At 69.3% G+C, this 16,830-nt stretch carries 14 protein-coding genes; 10 read left to right on the top strand and 4 right to left on the bottom strand.

Annotated elements, in window-relative coordinates; all coding sequences use genetic code 11:
* Positions 1–48: 48 nt before the first annotated feature.
* From IB269_RS10975 to IB269_RS10965, 3 genes are all read left to right on the top strand, one after another.
* Positions 49–6,441, top strand: a complete 6,393-nt coding sequence (locus tag IB269_RS10975) for an Hpt domain-containing protein (protein WP_192367161.1) — start codon at positions 49–51, stop codon at positions 6,439–6,441.
* A gap of 128 nt (positions 6,442–6,569) precedes the next feature.
* The gene (locus IB269_RS10970; protein ID WP_043824197.1) at positions 6,570–6,872 is read left to right on the top strand and encodes a type II toxin-antitoxin system Phd/YefM family antitoxin; all 303 of its coding nucleotides are present in this window, start codon (positions 6,570–6,572) and stop codon (positions 6,870–6,872) included.
* A gap of 32 nt (positions 6,873–6,904) precedes the next feature.
* A complete protein-coding gene (locus IB269_RS10965) occupies positions 6,905–7,297 on the top strand; it encodes a type II toxin-antitoxin system RelE/ParE family toxin (RefSeq protein ID WP_043824195.1) in 393 nt (130 codons plus the stop codon).
* A gap of 15 nt (positions 7,298–7,312) precedes the next feature.
* On the opposite strand, the gene IB269_RS10960 is transcribed toward IB269_RS10965, so the two are convergent.
* The gene (locus tag IB269_RS10960) at positions 7,313–8,806 is read right to left on the bottom strand and encodes a cryptochrome/photolyase family protein (protein WP_192367160.1); all 1,494 of its coding nucleotides are present in this window, start codon (positions 8,804–8,806) and stop codon (positions 7,313–7,315) included.
* 24 nt (positions 8,807–8,830) lie between these two features.
* Between IB269_RS10960 and IB269_RS10955 the strand changes: the two genes are divergently transcribed.
* The 7 genes from IB269_RS10955 (at position 8,831) to IB269_RS10925 (ending at position 14,295) form a co-directional block, all read left to right on the top strand.
* Positions 8,831–9,430: a YqgE/AlgH family protein gene (locus tag IB269_RS10955; protein WP_012203507.1), complete on the top strand. Its 600-nt coding sequence runs from the start codon at positions 8,831–8,833 to the stop codon at positions 9,428–9,430.
* On the top strand, positions 9,427–9,885 hold the full coding sequence (gene ruvX, locus IB269_RS10950) for a Holliday junction resolvase RuvX (protein WP_012203508.1): 459 nt from the start codon (positions 9,427–9,429) through the stop codon (positions 9,883–9,885). Before IB269_RS10955 ends, ruvX begins: the two co-directional genes overlap by 4 nt.
* Positions 9,882–10,400, top strand: coding sequence for a bifunctional pyr operon transcriptional regulator/uracil phosphoribosyltransferase PyrR (gene pyrR, locus IB269_RS10945; protein WP_013804027.1), 519 nt, complete (start codon positions 9,882–9,884; stop codon positions 10,398–10,400). The genes ruvX and pyrR overlap by 4 nt, the downstream gene beginning before the upstream one ends.
* Before the next feature lie 2 nt (positions 10,401–10,402).
* Entirely contained in the window at positions 10,403–11,365 is a 963-nt protein-coding gene (locus IB269_RS10940) for an aspartate carbamoyltransferase catalytic subunit (protein WP_012203510.1), read from the top strand.
* A 229-nt stretch (positions 11,366–11,594) separates the two neighbouring features.
* Entirely contained in the window at positions 11,595–12,890 is a 1,296-nt protein-coding gene (locus IB269_RS10935) for a dihydroorotase (RefSeq protein ID WP_043824192.1), read from the top strand.
* Positions 12,891–13,054: 164 nt separating this feature from the next.
* On the top strand, positions 13,055–13,804 hold the full coding sequence (locus IB269_RS10930; protein WP_043824190.1) for a lysophospholipid acyltransferase family protein: 750 nt from the start codon (positions 13,055–13,057) through the stop codon (positions 13,802–13,804).
* 14 nt (positions 13,805–13,818) lie between these two features.
* On the top strand, positions 13,819–14,295 hold the full coding sequence (locus IB269_RS10925; protein WP_192367159.1) for a GNAT family N-acetyltransferase: 477 nt from the start codon (positions 13,819–13,821) through the stop codon (positions 14,293–14,295).
* A 12-nt stretch (positions 14,296–14,307) separates the two neighbouring features.
* On the opposite strand, the gene IB269_RS10920 is transcribed toward IB269_RS10925, so the two are convergent.
* Genes IB269_RS10920 through IB269_RS10910 form a run of 3 tightly spaced genes read right to left on the bottom strand, consistent with a single transcriptional unit; the run spans position 14,308 to position 16,746 of the window.
* Positions 14,308–14,694, bottom strand: a complete 387-nt coding sequence (locus tag IB269_RS10920; RefSeq protein WP_012203514.1) for a DUF1987 domain-containing protein — start codon at positions 14,692–14,694, stop codon at positions 14,308–14,310.
* 37 nt (positions 14,695–14,731) lie between these two features.
* Positions 14,732–15,364, bottom strand: coding sequence for a DUF6272 family protein (locus tag IB269_RS10915; protein ID WP_192367158.1), 633 nt, complete (start codon positions 15,362–15,364; stop codon positions 14,732–14,734).
* The gene (locus IB269_RS10910) at positions 15,361–16,746 is read right to left on the bottom strand and encodes a SpoIIE family protein phosphatase (RefSeq protein WP_192367157.1); all 1,386 of its coding nucleotides are present in this window, start codon (positions 16,744–16,746) and stop codon (positions 15,361–15,363) included. Before IB269_RS10910 ends, IB269_RS10915 begins: the two co-directional genes overlap by 4 nt.
* Between the last annotated feature and the right edge of the window lie 84 nt (positions 16,747–16,830).

The following is a 16,830-nucleotide window of genomic DNA, read 5'->3' as shown; positions in this document are numbered from 1 at the left end:
CGGTCCAACATAGCTATGCACAGGCCCTAGGGGCTTGGGGAACTGTCCATGTCAGTGGTTGACGAATCGCAAACGGGCGCGGCGCAGGCCGCGCACACCGAACAGGACCTGGGCCCGCTGGCCTGGGTGCTCGATGAGCTGCGCAAGTCGCTGGAAGGGGCGAGCAAGGCGGTGGCCCGTTTCGTGCGCGATGCCGATGCGGCGCGCGCCTCGGACCTTGAGGAGCTTGACACCTCGGCCCTGCGCATCGCCCGCCAGCAACTGCACCAGGCCTGCGGCGCCCTCGAAATGGTGGGCCTGGGCTCTCCGGCCCTGGTGCTGCGCGGCATGGAAAGCGCCGTGCAGCGCTTCGTGCAGCGCCCCGAGCTGTGCACCGACCAGGCTGCCGCCACGCTGGAGCGCGCCAGCTTCGCGCTCATCGAATACCTGGAAACCGTGCTGGCCGGCAAGACCGTCTCGGCCGTGGCCCTGTTTCCCCAATACCGCGACACCCAGGCGCTGGCCGGCAACGACAAGGTGCACCCTGCCGACCTGTGGCCTGCCGAGCGCCGCGCGCGCGAGCCCGAGTGGGCGCGCCAGCCCGAGCCGCTGGCCTACGGCCCCGATGCCCGGGCCCTGCTCGACGGCGTGGTGCTGCGCATGGTCAAGAGCGACGACCGCGAGGCCGCCGCCCAGATGCGCGACCTGTGCCTGCGCTTTGCCGTGGGCCAGACCGAGGATGTCACCGCGCGCAGCTTCTGGAAGGTGGCGGCCGGCTTCTTCGACGCGCAGTCGCGCGGGATGATCGTGGTCGACCTGTACGTCAAGCGCATGGCCTCGCGCGTGCTCATGCAGTACGCGGCCATGGCCAAGGGCGACCGCACGCCGCCTGCGCGGCTGCTGCAGGACCTGCTGTTCTTCTGCGCCCAGGCCCGCCCTGCCGAGCAGGCTGGCGCCGCCCTGCAGGCGGTGCGCCAGGCCTACGGCATGCAGGCCCAGCCCCAGGTGGACTACCAGCAGACACGCTTTGGCCGCTACGACCCGGCGGTGCTGGTGCAGGCGCGCAAGCGCATCACCACGGCAGCCGATACCTGGTCCGCCCTGGCCGGCGGCGACCGTGCCCGCACCAAGACCGTGGTGGACCAGTTCGCCCAGGTGGCCGAATCCCTGGTCAAGCTGCACCCGGCCAGCCATGGCCTGGCGCGCATGCTGATCAAGGTGGCCGAAACCGTGGCCCGCATCGGCGAGCCGCCACCGGCCGAACTGGCCATGGAAGTGGCCACCTCCGTGCTCTACCTGCAGGCGGCCTTTGCCACCATGGACATGGGCGACGAGGAACTGGCCGAGCAGTCCGCCAACCTGGTCCAGCGCCTGGAGGAATCCCTGCAGGGCGCGCCCGCGCGTCCGCTGGAGCCCTGGATGGAGGAGCTGTACCGCCAGGCCAGCGACCACCAGACCATGGGCTCGGTCGTGGGCGAGCTGCGTGCCACGCTGGCCGAGGCCGAGCGGCACCTGGACCAGTATTTCCGCAATCCTGCCGATGCCACCGTGCTGGCACCCGTCTCGGGCCAGATGGCCCAGATGCGCGGCGTGCTGTCCGTGCTGGGCCTGGACCAGGCCACGCAGGCCATGCAGCGCATGCGCGAGACCGTGGAACGGCTGGTGCTGGGTGAGATCGACGACGCAGAACGTCCCCAGGTGTTCGAGAAACTGGGCAACAGCCTGGGCGCCATGGGCTTTCTGATCGACATGCTGAGCTACCAGCGCAGCATGGCGCGCAAGCTCTTCGTCTATGACGAGGCCGAAGGCGGCCTGCGCATCCTCATGGGCCGTCGCGGCCACCGGGCCGATGATGCGGGCAAGGCGCCCGAGCAACTGCCCGCCCTGGATACCGCCGCCGTGCCGCCGCAGCGCGAAGCCGTTGCCGTGGCCCAGCCGCTGCCCGTGCCGCAGGACGCCATCGCCGAGCCGCAATTTGCCGCGCCCTCCACGCCGCCCCCGCCGCCCCCGGCTCCCGTGGACATCGCGACCGAGCCGCTGGCGCAGCCCGCGGCCGCCGAGCAGGACGCGCTGGCCGATGCCGCGGAACTGGCGCAATTCGCCAAGGCCCTTGAAGCGCCGGCCGAGCCGGTCTTCCAGCTGGACCAGTCCCTGGCCGAGCCAGAGCCCGCAGCCGAATCCGCGCCTGAAACCGTCTCTGAATTCGTCTCTGCATCCGTGTCCGAGCCCGTGCCCCCGCCGGCCGGCCTGTCGGTCTCGGAAGAAGACTCGGACGACGAACTGCTGGGCATCTTCCTGGAAGAGGCCCGCGAGGTGGTGGACAACGGCCTGCAGGCCCTGCGCGCCCTGGCCGACGAGCCGGGCAACCTCAGCGAGCAGACCACGCTGCGCCGCGCCTTCCATACGCTCAAGGGCAGTTCGCGCATGGTGGGCCTGGATGAATTCGGCGAAGCCGGCTGGGCCATGGAGCAGATGCTCAACGCCTGGCTGGCCGAGCAAAAGGCCATGCCCCAGCCCATGCAGGAGCTGGCCAGCGATGCGCTGCGCGCCTTTGGCGCCTGGGCCTCGGCCATAGAGCGCCACCAGGCCGACGCCTGGCACGCCACGCCTTTCCGCGCTGCGGCCGATGCCATGCGCCTGGAAGGCCTGCGCGCCGACGTGGCCCTGGTGCCGCGCACACCGCGTGCCGAGCCCCTCGCACAGCCCGAACCCGAACTCGAGCCCGCACCCGCCGCAATCGAGGAATTCGCGCCCGTGGCCCAGGAGCCGCAGGCAGAACACCTGGATGTGCTCGAGCAGGCCACGCCCGCCCAGCCCGTCCAGACCTCTGGCGAGCTGGACTTTGCGCTGGACTTCGACCTGCTGGAGCCGGACCCCCAGCCTTCGGCCGCCGCGCCTCAGGAGTCGCTGGAGACACTGACGCCGCAAGCCCCCGAGGCGCCTGCCGAACTGGCCACCGACGCCGTCGAGGAACTGGACTTTGCGGCCTTCGAAGCCGCCATGCGCGACAGCGAGCAGGAGGCCCTGGCCGTCGTCGCGGGCGACCCGCCCGCGCTGCCCGAGGCCGCCGCCATCGAAGCCGAAGCCATCGAGGCCGAAGCTGGAACTGAAACTGAAACTGAAGCACCGCAAGCCGCCGTGCCCCTGGCGCCCTTCGAGGGGCTGGACCTGGATCTGGGCCTGACCCCGGCAGCGGCACCCGCCGAAGCGATCGAGATGATCGCGGTGCCAGAAACGGTTGAGGCGGTTGAAGCGGTTGAAGCGCCAGAAGCGGTTGAAGCATCCGACGCAGTCGAGCCGGTCACGGCGCCCGAGGTGCCCGAGGCAGAAACCCCGCAGGCCGAAGAGTCCGGCGACGAGGATCTGTCCGGCATCGACGCCGATGGCTTCAAGGTCGTGGATGGCCTGCGCATCAGCGCGCCGCTGTACAACGTCTACCTCAACGAGGCCGACGAATGGTCGCGCCGCCTGGACCTGACGCTGCAGCAATGGGCGACCGAGCCCGGCGAGCCCGTGCCCGACGACGCCGTCGCCTTTGCGCATTCGCTGGCCGGAAGCTCGGCCACCGTGGGCTTCAAGGCCTTGTCGGACCTGGCGCGCCTGCTGGAACATACGCTGACCCATCTGCAGCCGCAGCGCTGTGGCACGCCCGACCAGGTTGCCGCCTGCGTGGCGGCCTCCGACGAAGTGCAGCGCCTGCTGCACCAGTTCGCCGCCGGTTTCCTCAAGACGCCCCAGCCGGGCGTGGAAGAAGCCCTGCAGGCGCTGCTGGCGCTGGACATCGAGGCCGCAGACGCGCCGGACAGCCGCCTGGACGCGCTGGAGCAGCTGGACCAATTGGACCAACTGGACCAGCTGGAGCCTCAGGACGCCAGCGATGGCACGGACGCCGTGCTCGACGCCGGTGCCCAGGCGCAGACACCGTCGGTGGCGCCCCTGGCCTACTCCATGCGCCCCCTGGTCAACGATGCGCGCCACGAAGCCGAGCTGCAGCGCCGCATCGACGAGGCCATCGCCCATGCCGTGGCCGTGGGCAGCGACCTGGACGATGACATCGATGCGCTGGACGAGGTCGATCCCGACCTGTTCCCCATCTTCGAGGAAGAGGCCATCGAGCTGCTGCCCCGCCTGGGCGCCGCGCTGCGCCGCTGGCATGGCCGGCCCTCGCTGGACGAGGCGCGCCACGAAACCCTGCGCGCCCTGCACACGCTCAAGGGCAGTGCCCGGCTGGCGGGCGCCATGCGCCTGGGCGAGATGGCCCACCGCCTTGAATCTGCCGTGGAGCGGGTCGATGGCGAATCTCCGACCGCCGAGCAGATCGAGCCCTTGCTGGGCAGCTTCGACGCACTGCAGGCCGGCTTCGACGTGCTGCGCGTGGCCGGTGAGCAGGCGCAGGAAGCGCCGCTGGACCTGGGCGATGAAATCTCCCTCGACGAGCCCGCAGCGGCTGCGGCCTCCGACGCATCGGCAGCGGCTGGATCACCGGCGGCCGCTGCCCCTGTGCCAGCGCCTGTCACTGCGCCGCTGCGCGCCGGTGCCCAGCAGACGGTGCGCGTGCGCGCCCAGCTGCTGGACCGCCTGATCAGCCAGGCCGGCGAGGTGCTGATTGCGCGCTCGCGTGTCGATGCGCGCCTGGCCCAGGCACGTGGCTCGCTGGATGAGCTGGCCGGCAACCTGGAGCGCCTGCGCATGCAGCTGCGCGACATCGAGGTCCAGGCCGAGAGCCAGATGCAGTCGCGCCTGGCCCTGTCCAAGGACTCGGCCGTGGGCTTCGACCCGCTGGAGTTCGACCGCTTCACGCGCGTGCAGGAACTCACCCGCATGATGGCCGAGTCGGTCAACGACGTGGCCACCGTGCAGCGCAACCTGCAGCGCGACATGGCCGGCGCCGAGGACGACCTGGTCGCTCAGGGCCGCCAGGCCCGCGAGTTGCAGCGCGACCTGCTGCGCACGCGCATGGTGGAGTTCGACTCCCTGGCCGAGCGCCTGTACGCCGTGGTCCGCCAGACCTCCAAGGAGATGGGCAAGCAGGTGCGGCTGAACATCCTGGGCGGCACCATTGAAATGGACCGGGGCATGCTGGACCGCATGATGCCGGCCTTCGAGCACTTGCTGCGCAACTGCGTGGCCCACGGCATCGAGTCGCCCGAGCAGCGTGCCGTCGCAGGCAAGCCCGCCATGGGCACCATTGAAATCATCCTGAGCCAGGAGCGCAACGACGTGGCGCTGTCGGTGGAGGACGATGGCGCCGGCCTGAACCTGCAGCGCATCCGCGACAAGGCCGTGGCCCAGGGCCTGTGGCCCGAGGACCAGACGCTGACGGAGCAGGACGCCGGCCGCCTGATCTTCGAGCCCGGCTTCACCACGGCCACCGAGGTGACCGGCGTGGCCGGGCGCGGCATCGGCATGGACGTGGTGCGCTCCGAAGTCAACGCGCTGGGCGGCCGCATCGAAACCCACAGCGAGGCGGGCCGGGGCAGTGCCTTCCGCCTCGTGCTGCCGCTGACGACCGCCGTCACCCAGGTGGTCATGCTGCGCGCGGGCCAGTTGCTGGTCGGCGTGCCCGCCAGCCTGGTGGAAATCGTGCGCCGCGCGCCGCTGGAGCTGCTGCAGCAGGCCTATGCAAGCCACAGCTTCGAAGACGGCAGCGAGACCCTGCCTTTCTACTGGGCCGGCGCGCTGTGGCAGTCCTCGCTGCGCAGCGAGGAAACCGTGGGCCGTACCCGCCCCGTGGTCATCCTGCGCAGCGCGGCGCAGCGCATTGCGCTGCACGTGGACGAAGTGCTGGGCAACCAGGAAGTGGTGATCAAGAACCTCGGCCCCCAGCTGGCCCGCCTGCCCGGCCTGACCGGCATGTCGGTGCTGGCCTCGGGCGCCGTGGTGCAGATCTACAACCCCGTGGCGCTGGCCAACGTCTATGGCGACGAGGTGCGCGCCCGGACCGAAGAGGCCGAGCGTGCCGCAGGCCAGGGCGACGGCGAAGCCGTGCTGGCCAGCGCAGGGCCGGCCTCGGTGCCGCTGGTGCTGGTGGTGGACGACTCCATCACCGTGCGCCGCGTCACCCAGCGCCTGCTGCAGCGCGAAGGCTACCGCGTGGCCCTGGCGGCCGACGGCCTGCAGGCCATGGAGCGCCTGGCCGAGGAGCGGCCGACCCTGGTGCTGTCCGACATCGAGATGCCGCGCATGGACGGCTTCGACCTGCTGCGCAACATCCGCGCCGACGAGGCCCTGCGCGACCTGCCCGTGGTCATGATCACCTCGCGCATTGCCCAGAAGCACCGCGAGATGGCGCGCCAGCTGGGCGCCAACCACTACCTGGGCAAGCCCTACTCGGACGAGGAACTGCTGGGCCTGATCCAGCACTACTCCCTGCAGGGCGGCAGCATCAGCGGCGGCCCGCTGGCGCCGCAGTCGCTGCAGGCGCAGCAGGTGGACAGCGAGCCCCTGGGCGAAGGGGCCTGAAGGCTGGGGGCCTGAACAAAAAAGAGCAGCATCCGCTGCTCTTTTTTGTTTCAACGGCCCGTGCGTGAGGCCCATTTCGAAGTGCTTATGATGTGCAGGATTCTGTACAACTCCTGGGGGAGCCGAACATGGCCATTTCTGCCGGTGACGTGATTCCGCTGTCGCAAGCCAGGGCACACCTGTCTGAACTGGCCGACCAGGTGAAGGCAGGGGCCGAGAAGATCATCACCAAGAACGGTGAGAGCTACGTGGCCATCATCGACGCCCAACGGCTGGGCTACTACCATCAGCTGGAGCGCGAGCGAATCCATTTGCTGCTGATCGACGATGCCAGCCAAGGCCTCGCGGATGTGGCGGCGGGCGAGGTCAAGGATGCGCGCAGCACGCTGGGCGCCATCAAGCGCCGACGTGCTGCCAGGGCGGCCGGGTAATGCATAGCACGCCCTGAACGCGGCCTCGCAGCATGGCAGTCAGGAGCACCGTCAAGCTCACGGGCAACTTCGAGCGGAACCTGCAAGTGCTTGAGGACTTCCTGATCGAGGCCCAGGCCCCGCACGCCTTCGACGCGCTGCTGGACGAACTGACGGAGACCGTCATCCCCAATCTGGAAAGCTTCCCTGGCATGGGTCGCTCGTTTCTTGAGCTGCCGGCTCGCTCGGTCGAGGGCGCCAGGGGCTTGGCACGTCTGAAGAAACAACTGGGCTCACTCGACAAGGACGGCGAGCTGCGTGAGTACGTGATGGCCCACTATCTGCTGCTGTATGCGCGGATCAGGGGCACGGTTTACCTGCTTTCGATCCGCCACCAAAGGCAGCTTTCCTTCGATTTTCCGAACCACTGGACCCTGCAGCGATGAGGTGGGCAGTGGGAATCATTTGGAGTCATCGGCCGCCTGCTTGACCACGCCGTAGCGGGCCAGCGTGCGCTCGCGCGCGGCTGCGTGGTCCACCACGGGATGGGGGTAGTCCGTGCCCAGCACCACGCCGGCCTCGGCCAGCTCCAGCGGCCGGGCCTGCCAGGGCGCGTGGCGCAGCGCGGCGGGCAGGCGGGCCAGCTCGGGCACGTAGCGCTCGATGAAGCGCGCGTCGGCATCGAACTTCTGGCTTTGCGTGATGGGGTTGAAGATGCGGAACCAGGGCTGGGCGTCGCAGCCCGTGGAGGCCGCCCACTGCCAGCCGCCGTTGTTGGCCGCCAGGTCGAAGTCGTTGAGCTGGCGCGCAAACCAGGCCTCGCCCCGGCGCCAGTCTATGCCCAGATCCTTGACCAGAAAGCTGGCCGCCACCATGCGCAGCCGGTTGTGCATGTAGCCCGTGGTGTTGAGCTGGCGCATGGCGGCATCGACCAGTGGATAGCCGGTGCGGCCCTCGCACCAGGCGGCGTACAGCGCATCGGCCTCGGGGCCGGTGTCCCACACGATGGCGTCGTAGGCAGGTTTGAAGCTGGCGTGCACCACGTGCGGATGGTGGACCAGGATCTGGAAATAGAAGTCGCGCCAGATCAGCTCGGACAGCCAGGTGGCGGCGCCCTCGGCATCATGGGGCTGGCTCTGCGTCTGTTCCCAGGCCAGCCTTGCCAGGCGGCGGATGGAGACCGTGCCAAAGCGCAGGTGCACGCTCAGGTAGCTGGGTCCCTTGACGGCGGGAAAGTCGCGCGCCTGCTTGTAGCGCGGCAGGCGCGGCAGGAAGTCGGCCAGCAGTTCCTCGGCGCCAGCGCAGCCCGTGGGAAGGCGCAGGCCGTCCAGCGTGCCGGCTTCGAAGCCCAGGTCGGCTGCGGTGGGCACGGGGCGGCGCTCGCCTTCGGGGCGCGGGGCCAGGCGCTCGGGCAGGTCGCGCTCGCTGGGATAGGCGGACAGGAAGAAGGGCGTGATCTGGCGCAGCCAGGCGTTCTTGTACGGGGTGAACACCGAGAACGGCGCGCCGGCCTGGGTCAGCACCTCGTCGCGCGCAAAGACCATGTGGTCCTTGAAGCTGTGCAGGGCCACGCCCTCGGCGGCCAGGGCCTGGCGCACGCGGGCGTCGCGGGCCAGGGCGTCGGGCTCGTCGTCCCAGTTGCAGAACACGGCCTGGGCGCCGAGCTGCCGTGCCAGGTCCGGGATCTGCTCAGCGGGCCGGCCGCGGCGCACGATGAGGCCGGTGTCAGCGCGGCCCGAGGCCTCGCGCAGCGCATCGTCCAGCCCGCCCAGGCTCTGGCAGATGAACTCCACGCGCCGGTCTGCACGGGGCAGGGGGGCGAGGATGTCGTCGTCGAACACGAACACGCAATGCACCTGCCGACATTGGCGCAGCGCGTGGTAGAGGGCAGCATGGTCGGCCAGGCGCAGGTCGCGCCGCAGCCAGACCAAGCCCACAGGGTAAGAAGGTGGCATGGATCGCCGGTAAAATCCGTGGTTATGTCTGCTGAAACTGCGCCTATCAATCTGACGCACCACTTCCTGATTGCCATGCCTGGCCTGGAAGACGAAGCGTTCTCGCGCAGTGTGATCTACCTGTGCGAACACAGCGAGCGCGGTGCGCTCGGTCTGATTATCAACAAGCCCTCGCAGCTTACGCTGGAAGGCTTGCTGGAAAAGGTGGATCTGGCCCTGGGCCGCGAGGACCTTCGCGGCAACCGTGTCTTCAACGGCGGACCCGTGCAGACCGATCGCGGCTTTGTGCTGCACGATCCCATGGTCATCGAAGGCGCGCCCGACGACGAGTCCGCCTACGCCTCGACCATGACCATTCCCGGCGGCCTGGAGATGACCACCTCCAAGGACGTGCTCGAAGCCCTGTCCGACGGCGCAGGCCCCAAGCGCCTGCTGGTCACCCTGGGCTATGCGTCCTGGGGCGAGGGACAGCTGGAGTCGGAGCTGGCCGAAAACGCCTGGCTCACGGTGGGCGCCGACGCCAACGTCATCTTCGACACCCCGGTCGACGACCGCTATGACCGCGCCCTGGGCCTGCTGGGCCTGCAGCGCTGGATGATCTCGCCCGAAGCGGGGCGCGCATGAGCCTGCCCGCTCCCGAGTCCCAGGCAGCAGCGGCAGCCGGCACGGCCGTGCCGCCCACCGTTCCCTCCCATTTCCAGAGTTTCGTGGCCTTCGACTTCGGGGCCAAGCGCACGGGCTGCGCCGTGGGCACGCGCATGCTGCGCTCGGCCAACCCGCTGCCCACCATCCGCGCCGAGGCCGGCGAGGCCCGTCTGGCCCAGGCCGGCGAGCGCATCAAGGAGTGGCAGCCCGATGCGCTGGTCATCGGCGTGCCCTACCACCCCGACGGCAATGCGCACGAGAACACGGCGCGGGCGAAGAAGTTCGGCCGCCAGCTCAAGAGCCGCTTCGGCCTGCCTGTCTACGAGGTGGACGAGCGCTACAGCACCACCGAGGCCCTGGCCGGTGGCGCAAGGGATGCCGATGCGGCCTCGGCCTGCATCATTCTTGAACAGTTTTTGAGGAGTCTTCCATGAGTGAATCCATTGCGGGAGCCGGCAGCCTGGTGCTGGACGCCGAGGCCCTGTACCGCGAACTGCTGCGCGGCGTGCGCAGCCTCATGGGGCCTGAAACCCGCCTGGCCGGCATCACCTCGGGCGGCGCCTGGCTGGTGGAGCGCCTGCACAAGGACCTGAACCTGCCCGGCAACCCCAGCGTGCTGTCCTCGGCCCTGCACCGCGACGACTTCGCGCAGCGCGGCATGGCCACCAGCGCCCAGACGCAGATCGACTTTGACGTCAACGGCGCCGACATCCTGGTGCTGGACGACGTGCTCTACACCGGCCGCACCGTGCGCGCCGTGCTCAACGAACTCTATGACTACGGCCGCCCGGCCTGCGTGCGCCTGGCGGTGCTGGTGGACCGGGGCGGGCGCGAGTTGCCCTTCCAGGCCGACTTTGCCGCGGCGCGCATCGCGCTGCCGGCCGACCGCCTGCTGTCGCTGGCGCGCGATGACGCCGGCGTCTTCCAATTCCGCATCCAAGAGGCCTGACCGTGCTGTACAAGCGCAATCCCCAGCTCAACAAGAACGGCGAACTGATCCACCTGCTGTCCACCGAAGGACTGTCCAAGGACATCCTCACCCACATCCTGGACACGGCGGCCAACTTCGTCAGCGTCAATGACCGCGAGGTCAAGAAGGTGCCGCTGCTGCGCGGCAAGAGCGTGTTCAACCTGTTCTTCGAGAACAGCACGCGCACGCGCACCACGTTCGAGATCGCGGCCAAGCGCCTGTCGGCCGACGTGTTCAACCTGGACATCGCGCGCAGCTCGGCCAGCAAGGGCGAGTCGCTGCTGGACACCATCGCCAACCTCTCGGCCATGGCCGCCGACATCTTCGTCGTGCGCCACAGCGAGTCGGGCGCGCCCTACCTCATCGCCCAGCATGTGGCGCCCCATGTCCACGTGGTCAATGCCGGCGACGGCCGCCACGCCCACCCCACGCAGGGGCTGCTGGACATGTACACCATCCGCCACTACAAGAAGGACTTCGCCAACCTGCGCGTGGCCATCGTGGGCGATGTGCTGCATTCGCGCGTGGCGCGCTCCGACATCCATGCGCTGACCACGCTGGGCGCGGCCGAAGTGCGCGTCGTCGGCCCGCGCACCCTGGTGCCGCCGGACCTGGCGCAGATGGGCGTGCGCGTCTTCCACACGCTGGAAGAGGGCATCCGGGACTGCGACGTGATCATCATGCTGCGCCTGCAGAACGAGCGCATGAGCGGCGCCCTGCTGCCGTCCAGCCAGGAATACTTCAAGAGCTTCGGCCTCACGGCCGAGAAGCTGCGCCTGGCCAAGCCGGACGCCATCGTCATGCACCCGGGACCCATCAACCGCGGCGTGGAGATCGACTCCGAAGTGGTCGATGGCCCGCAGGCCGTGATCCTGTCGCAGGTCTCGTTCGGCATCGCCGTGCGCATGGCCGTCATGTCCATCGTCGCCGGTAACGAGGCTTGAAATGAAGCACCCCCTGAGCGACTGCGTCGCTTCCCCCTCTCTCGCTACGCGGGAGGGGGACGACGCCCTCGCTGCAGGGCGGCCTTTGCTCGGCGTCCCTGAGATGGGCCATGCTTTTTCCATGCCCGGTGTCCTGGACTGAGTCCAGGCGCTTTTTGTGAATGCATATGTTTTTGATCGCCGCAGGCCGCAGCCCATGCGCCGCCTGCGGTCTACGGGGTAGCAAACCATGAAGATACTCATCCGCAACGGCCGAGTGATGGACCCGGCACGGGGCCTGGACCAGCAGGCCGACGTGGCCATCGACGGCGGCAAGGTGCTGGCCATCGGCAAGGCGCCCGAGGGATTTGCCGCAGAACGCGAGATCGATGCGGCCGGCTGCTGGGTGCTGCCGGGCCTGGTCGATCTGGCCGTGCGCCTGCGCGAGCCCGGCCACGAGCACGAAGGCATGCTGCAGTCCGAGATGGCTGCATCGGTGGCCGGTGGCGTGACCAGCCTGGTCTGCCCGCCCGACACCGACCCCGTGCTCGACGAGCAGGGCCTGGTGGAGATGCTCAAGTTCCGCGCCGAGAAGCTGCACCAGTCGCGCCTGTTCCCGCTGGGCGCGCTGACGCTGGGCCTCAAGGGCGAAGTGCTGACCGAGATGGCCGAGCTGACCGAGTCCGGCTGCATCGGCTTCAGCCAGGCCGAAGTGCCCATGACCAGCACCCAGACCCTGCAGCGCGCGCTGGCTTATGCGGCAACCTACGGCTACACCGTGTGGCTGCGCCCGCAGGAGCTGTACCTGGGCAAGGGCGTGGCCGCCAGCGGCCCGCTGGCCACGCGCATGGGCCTGTCCGGCGTGCCCGTGGCGGCCGAGACGATTGCCCTGCACACCATCTTCGAGCTGATGCGCGGCACCCAGGCGCGCGTGCACCTGTGCCGCCTGTCCAGCGCCGCAGGCGTGGAACTGGTGCGCCGTGCCAAGGCCGAAGGCCTGCAGGTCACGGCCGACGTGTCCATCAACTCGCTGCACCTGACCGATACCGATATCGGCTACTTCGACAGCAGCGCGCGCGTCACGCCCCCGCTGCGCCAGCAGCGCGACCGCGATGCGCTGTCTGCCGCGCTGGCCGATGGCACCATCGACGCCCTGGTCTCCGACCACACGCCCGTCGATGAAGACGCCAAGGTCCTGCCCTTTGCCGAGGCCGAGCCCGGCGCCACGGGCGTGGAACTGCTGCTGTCGCTGGCCGTCAAGTGGTCGCAGGAAAGCGGTGTGCCCCTGAACCGCGCACTGGCCGCCATCACGGCATCGCCCGTGCAGGTGCTGGGATCGGCGCTGGGCGAGCTGCAGGAGCAACTGGGCCGTCTGGCCGAGGGCGGCGTGGCCGACCTGTGCATCGTCGATCCGCAGGCGGCCTGGACCGTGAAGCCCCAGGAACTGGCCAGCCAGGGCAAGAGCACGCCCTTCGGCGGCTACGAGCTGCCGGCCCGTGTGCGCTGCACGCTGGTCGATGGCCGTATCGCTTACGAACGCCGCTGAAATGAAGCGCCCCCTGAGTCGCTTCGCGACTTCCCCCTCTCTACTCGCTACGCGAGGGAGGGGGACGACACCCTCGGTGCGGGGCGGCCCTTCCTCGGTGTCCCTGAGATGGAGCGTGCCTGTTTCACGGGCATGGGCGTTGCCAAACGCTTTGAATGGCTGAAATGAAACGCTTGCGTAATGGAGGGCGCGCCACGCTGCGCGCAGCGCGCCTGTTCGGCCATGTGTGCAAGGGGCTGTGGATCGTGGCCCTGCGCTTTCCGCAGCTGCCCGAGGCGCGCCAGCACGCCCATGTGCAGGCCTGGGCCCTGCAGTTGCTGGCCCATGCGGGCGTGCGCCTGGAGATCCAGGGCGAGCCGCCGCGCCAGGGCCCCATGCTCATGGTCAGCAACCATATTTCCTGGCTCGACATTCCCGTGCTGCATGCGGCGCGGCACTGCCGCTTCATCTCCAAGTCCGACGTCAAGGGCTGGCCGCTGATCGGCACGCTGGCCACGGCGGCGGGCACGCTGTACATCGAGCGCACCTCGCGCCGCGATGCCCGGCGCATGGTGCAGAGCATGGAGGAATCCCTGCAGCGCCGCGAGATCCTGGCCATCTTCCCCGAAGGCACGACGGGCGACGGCCGCAAGCTGCTGCCCTTTCATGCCAACCTGCTGCAGGCGGCCGTGCAGATCGATGCGCCCGTGCTGCCCGTGGGCCTGCGCTTCATCGACGGCGCCACCGGCCAGATCAGCCACGCACCCAGCTACGAGGGCGACGAAACCCTGCTGGGCTCCATCTGGCGCACGCTGTGTGCCGACGACCTGGTGGCCGTCGTCCACTATGGGCAGCCGCAGACGGCCGAAGGCCGCGACCGCCGCGTCTGGGCCCAGGACCTGCATGCCGAGGTGGACCGGCTGCGCCAGGCCTGAACGCTGCCAGCGACATGACTGACACTCTCACGCTCCGGCCCTCGCGGCCTGATGAAACCGCTGCCCTGAACGCCGTTCTCTGGGCCACCTACGAGAGCACCTGGAAGCCCCAGCTGACGGCGGACAAGCATGCGCAGTTCTGCGCCTCCGGCAAGACCGGGCAGTACGTGCAGTCGCGCGGCCACCTGTTCTGGGTGGCCGAGTGCGGCGGCGTGGTCGCCGGCTTCGTGGACTGGGTGGATGACTTCATCGGCGCCCTGCATGTGCTGCCGGCCTGGCAGGGGCGCGGCGTGGGCCGTGCCCTGCTGGCCCATGCCGAGCAGGCTCTGCGCGCCGCCGGCCACGCCCAGGTGCGCCTGGAGACCGACAGCTTCAACACCCAGGCCCTGGGCTTTTACACGGCGCAGGGCTATGCCACGCTGGACACCTATCCCGACGAGGAATGGGACTGCGGCCTGACCACGGTGCTCATGGGCAAGCCGCTGGCCTGAAAGGCCGGCCCCTCAGTTGCTGTAGGGCTGTCGCTCCAGCACCAGGTTGGCGAAGTCCTCCACCAGGTCGGCGCCCAGTTCCTCGATGGCGTCGTCTTCCTCGTCGAAGGCCCAGAGCACGCGGATGTCCGTGCCCTTGCTGCCTGCATGGTCGAGCAGCTCGAACAGTGAGCGCAGTCCCATGGTCGATGCGCTGTTGATGTACTGCAGCTTCACCTCGGCCACGAAGCGTGCGGGCTGGCTGGCCTCGAAGTACTGGCCCAGCATGGCCAGCAGGGGGTTGAAGAAGGGCAGCGGGTTTTCGGGATAGCACTCGCCTTCGATGCGCAAAAGCTGCTCGGCCGGCGAGAAGACCACTTCGGGCGTGACGGAAGTGCGTTCGGATTTCAGTGCTTGCATGGCGGCGTCATTCGGATTCGGGAAGGGGTCCCGGCGCTCAGATCAGCGCCTTGACGTGGAACACGGCATGGGGCGCGGTGTCTGCGGCGTCCTCTCCCGTGGCGATGTGGTACTGCAGCGGCGCCGAGGCGTCGCGCGCAATGGTCAGCCAGCCCAGGCCCGCGCCGCGGCTGATGTCATCGCTGGCGCTGTGGTCGGTGTTGTGCAGCTGGGCCTTGTAGGCGGCCTTGATTTCGGGGTGGCTCATGGCGCGCACGGCATCCAGCTTGGCGGCCAGGCGCGGCACATGTTCGCGGCGCACGGCGTTGCTGCAGGCAATCCAGAAGCGCGCCTGTGCCTGATCGGCCCCCGCGTCCGGGGTACCGGCCGGTGCATCGATGCGGCCCACGCCGATGGCGCCCTGCGCCACGGGTTCGCCGATTGCCTGGCTGGTTCCGGCGTCAGAGGCAGGCAGCGGCGCCGCGTAGTGCAGCACGTTCTGCGCCATCTCGATGAAGGTGGAAAACAGCTTGCGCTTGGCGCTGCTGGATCCGTCCTCGCTGGCCAGCCGGCACTTGAGCGTGTCGGCCGCCGCCTGGATCACATTGGGGTTGAAGGTGCCCGCGTAGTACAGCAGCAGGCCGTTGTGCTCGGCCTGGGCGCGCAGGTGCGCGAATTCGGACGGGCTCATGGCTGCAGGGCCTGGTTGCGCCACACCAGCAGCGAGACATCGTCGCGGCGGCGCTGCGTGCCCTGCCACTGGGCAAAGGCCTGCCGGAATTCGGCGCAGGCCTGGGCGGCGGGGCGGTCGTGCTGCTCGTGCAGGAAGCGCGCCAGGCGCTTTCTGCCGTGGGCGATCTGGCGCGGGCCGCCCAATTGGTCGATGACGCCATCGGTGGCCACCATCAGCAGCGAGCCGGGCGCGACCTCCAGCTCCTGCGTGCTCCAGGCCGCGTCGTCGGGCGTGGTCGCATAGCCTATGCCCAGCTTGTCGCCGGCATGGATCTGTACCTGGGCCGCCTCCTGCACGCCGGGCGGCGCCACCAGCAGGTCCAGCCGGGCCGAGGCAAAGCGCAGTTGCGTGCCGCAGGGAGACTGCAGAAACAGCGCGGCGTCCAGGCCGTCGCTGGAGGATTTTTCGGCGGGCAGGCCATCGGCGGGCGCTGCCGGTGCGCCCCAGGCGGGCTGGACGTCGCGGCTGCGCTGCTGCAGCACGCGCTTGATGTAGCGGTTCATCTGGCCCAGCAGGGCGCCGGGGTCGATGGCGGCGCTGGTGCCGGCGCCGGTGCCGATACCTGCAGGCGCCACGGCCTGTTCGAGAAAGGACAGCGCAATCAGCGTCATGAAGGCGCCCGGCACGCCGTGGCCCGTGCAGTCGAACATGCAGCCCAGCAGGCCCTGCGGTGTGGCGCGGAAGAAATACGCATCGCCGCCCACCACGTCGCGCGGCTCCCACAGCAGGCCGTGGTCGGCCAGCTGGCTGGCGAGCACGCGGTCGGATTCGACCAGGTGCGAGCGCTGGATCAGGCTGGCGTAGTCGATGCTGGCCATGAGCTGGCGCGTCTTGTCGGCCTCGATGTCGGACATGGCGGCCATCAGCGCGTGGCCCGTGCCTATGCCTGCGTAGCGGCCTTCCTCCACGGTGATGAAGCCGTCCTTGAGCACGCGGCTGCCGCTGGCCAGCGCCTGCTGCACCAGCTGGTCGATGGGCAGGCCGGCCGCCACCACCATGGGCGCGGTGTCGGTGAATACCAGGCAGCTGCGGCGGCCGAACACGTCGCGCGCAAAGGGCCGCGCGTACTGCTCCATGAAGCGCTGGCGGTTGATCAGGCCCAGCGGCCGGTCATCGGCCACCACGGCCAGGGTTTCGAGCAGGGGCTGCTCGCTGAACAGCCGGTGCACATCCTCGTTGCTGGCCTCGGGCGCGATCGGTGCCGTGGGCTGGCTGAGCTGGCCTGCACGGGCCACGAGGCGCGGCGCGGCGGGTGCCGGGGCCAGCGCGGGAACGGGTGCAGGGTCAGGTAGCTGATCCGCTGCGGGGTGCTGCGTGGAGGAGGGGTCCAGAGCAAACATGGGGTGGCCTTGAATTGTCACAAGATGTGACTGATTCTGGGTTCCACCCGTGACCGTCGAATGACAAAGCCCGGACGGCGCGGC

Origin of the sequence: Delftia sp. DLF01 (genome assembly GCF_014852125.1) — a bacterium.
GTDB classification, from domain to species: domain Bacteria; phylum Pseudomonadota; class Gammaproteobacteria; order Burkholderiales; family Burkholderiaceae_C; genus Comamonas; species Comamonas acidovorans.
The sequence above is the reverse complement of the archived record's forward strand: the minus strand, read 5'-3'. Positions and strand labels throughout refer to the sequence as shown.

Bases quoted from the DNA above. Each gene is read 5' to 3' on its own strand.
- IB269_RS10975 (WP_192367161.1), top strand. From the start codon at position 49: ATGTCAGTGGTTGACGAATCGCAAACGGGCGCGGCGCAGGCCGCGCAC.
- IB269_RS10970 (WP_043824197.1), top strand. From the start codon at position 6,570: ATGGCCATTTCTGCCGGTGACGTGATTCCGCTGTCGCAAGCCAGGGCA.
- IB269_RS10965 (WP_043824195.1), top strand. From the start codon at position 6,905: ATGGCAGTCAGGAGCACCGTCAAGCTCACGGGCAACTTCGAGCGGAAC.
- IB269_RS10960 (WP_192367160.1), bottom strand. From the start codon at position 8,806: ATGCCACCTTCTTACCCTGTGGGCTTGGTCTGGCTGCGGCGCGACCTG.
- IB269_RS10955 (WP_012203507.1), top strand. From the start codon at position 8,831: ATGTCTGCTGAAACTGCGCCTATCAATCTGACGCACCACTTCCTGATT.
- ruvX (WP_012203508.1), top strand. From the start codon at position 9,427: ATGAGCCTGCCCGCTCCCGAGTCCCAGGCAGCAGCGGCAGCCGGCACG.
- pyrR (WP_013804027.1), top strand. From the start codon at position 9,882: ATGAGTGAATCCATTGCGGGAGCCGGCAGCCTGGTGCTGGACGCCGAG.
- IB269_RS10935 (WP_043824192.1), top strand. From the start codon at position 11,595: ATGAAGATACTCATCCGCAACGGCCGAGTGATGGACCCGGCACGGGGC.
- IB269_RS10930 (WP_043824190.1), top strand. From the start codon at position 13,055: ATGAAACGCTTGCGTAATGGAGGGCGCGCCACGCTGCGCGCAGCGCGC.
- IB269_RS10925 (WP_192367159.1), top strand. From the start codon at position 13,819: ATGACTGACACTCTCACGCTCCGGCCCTCGCGGCCTGATGAAACCGCT.
- IB269_RS10920 (WP_012203514.1), bottom strand. From the start codon at position 14,694: ATGCAAGCACTGAAATCCGAACGCACTTCCGTCACGCCCGAAGTGGTC.
- IB269_RS10915 (WP_192367158.1), bottom strand. From the start codon at position 15,364: ATGAGCCCGTCCGAATTCGCGCACCTGCGCGCCCAGGCCGAGCACAAC.
- IB269_RS10910 (WP_192367157.1), bottom strand. From the start codon at position 16,746: ATGTTTGCTCTGGACCCCTCCTCCACGCAGCACCCCGCAGCGGATCAG.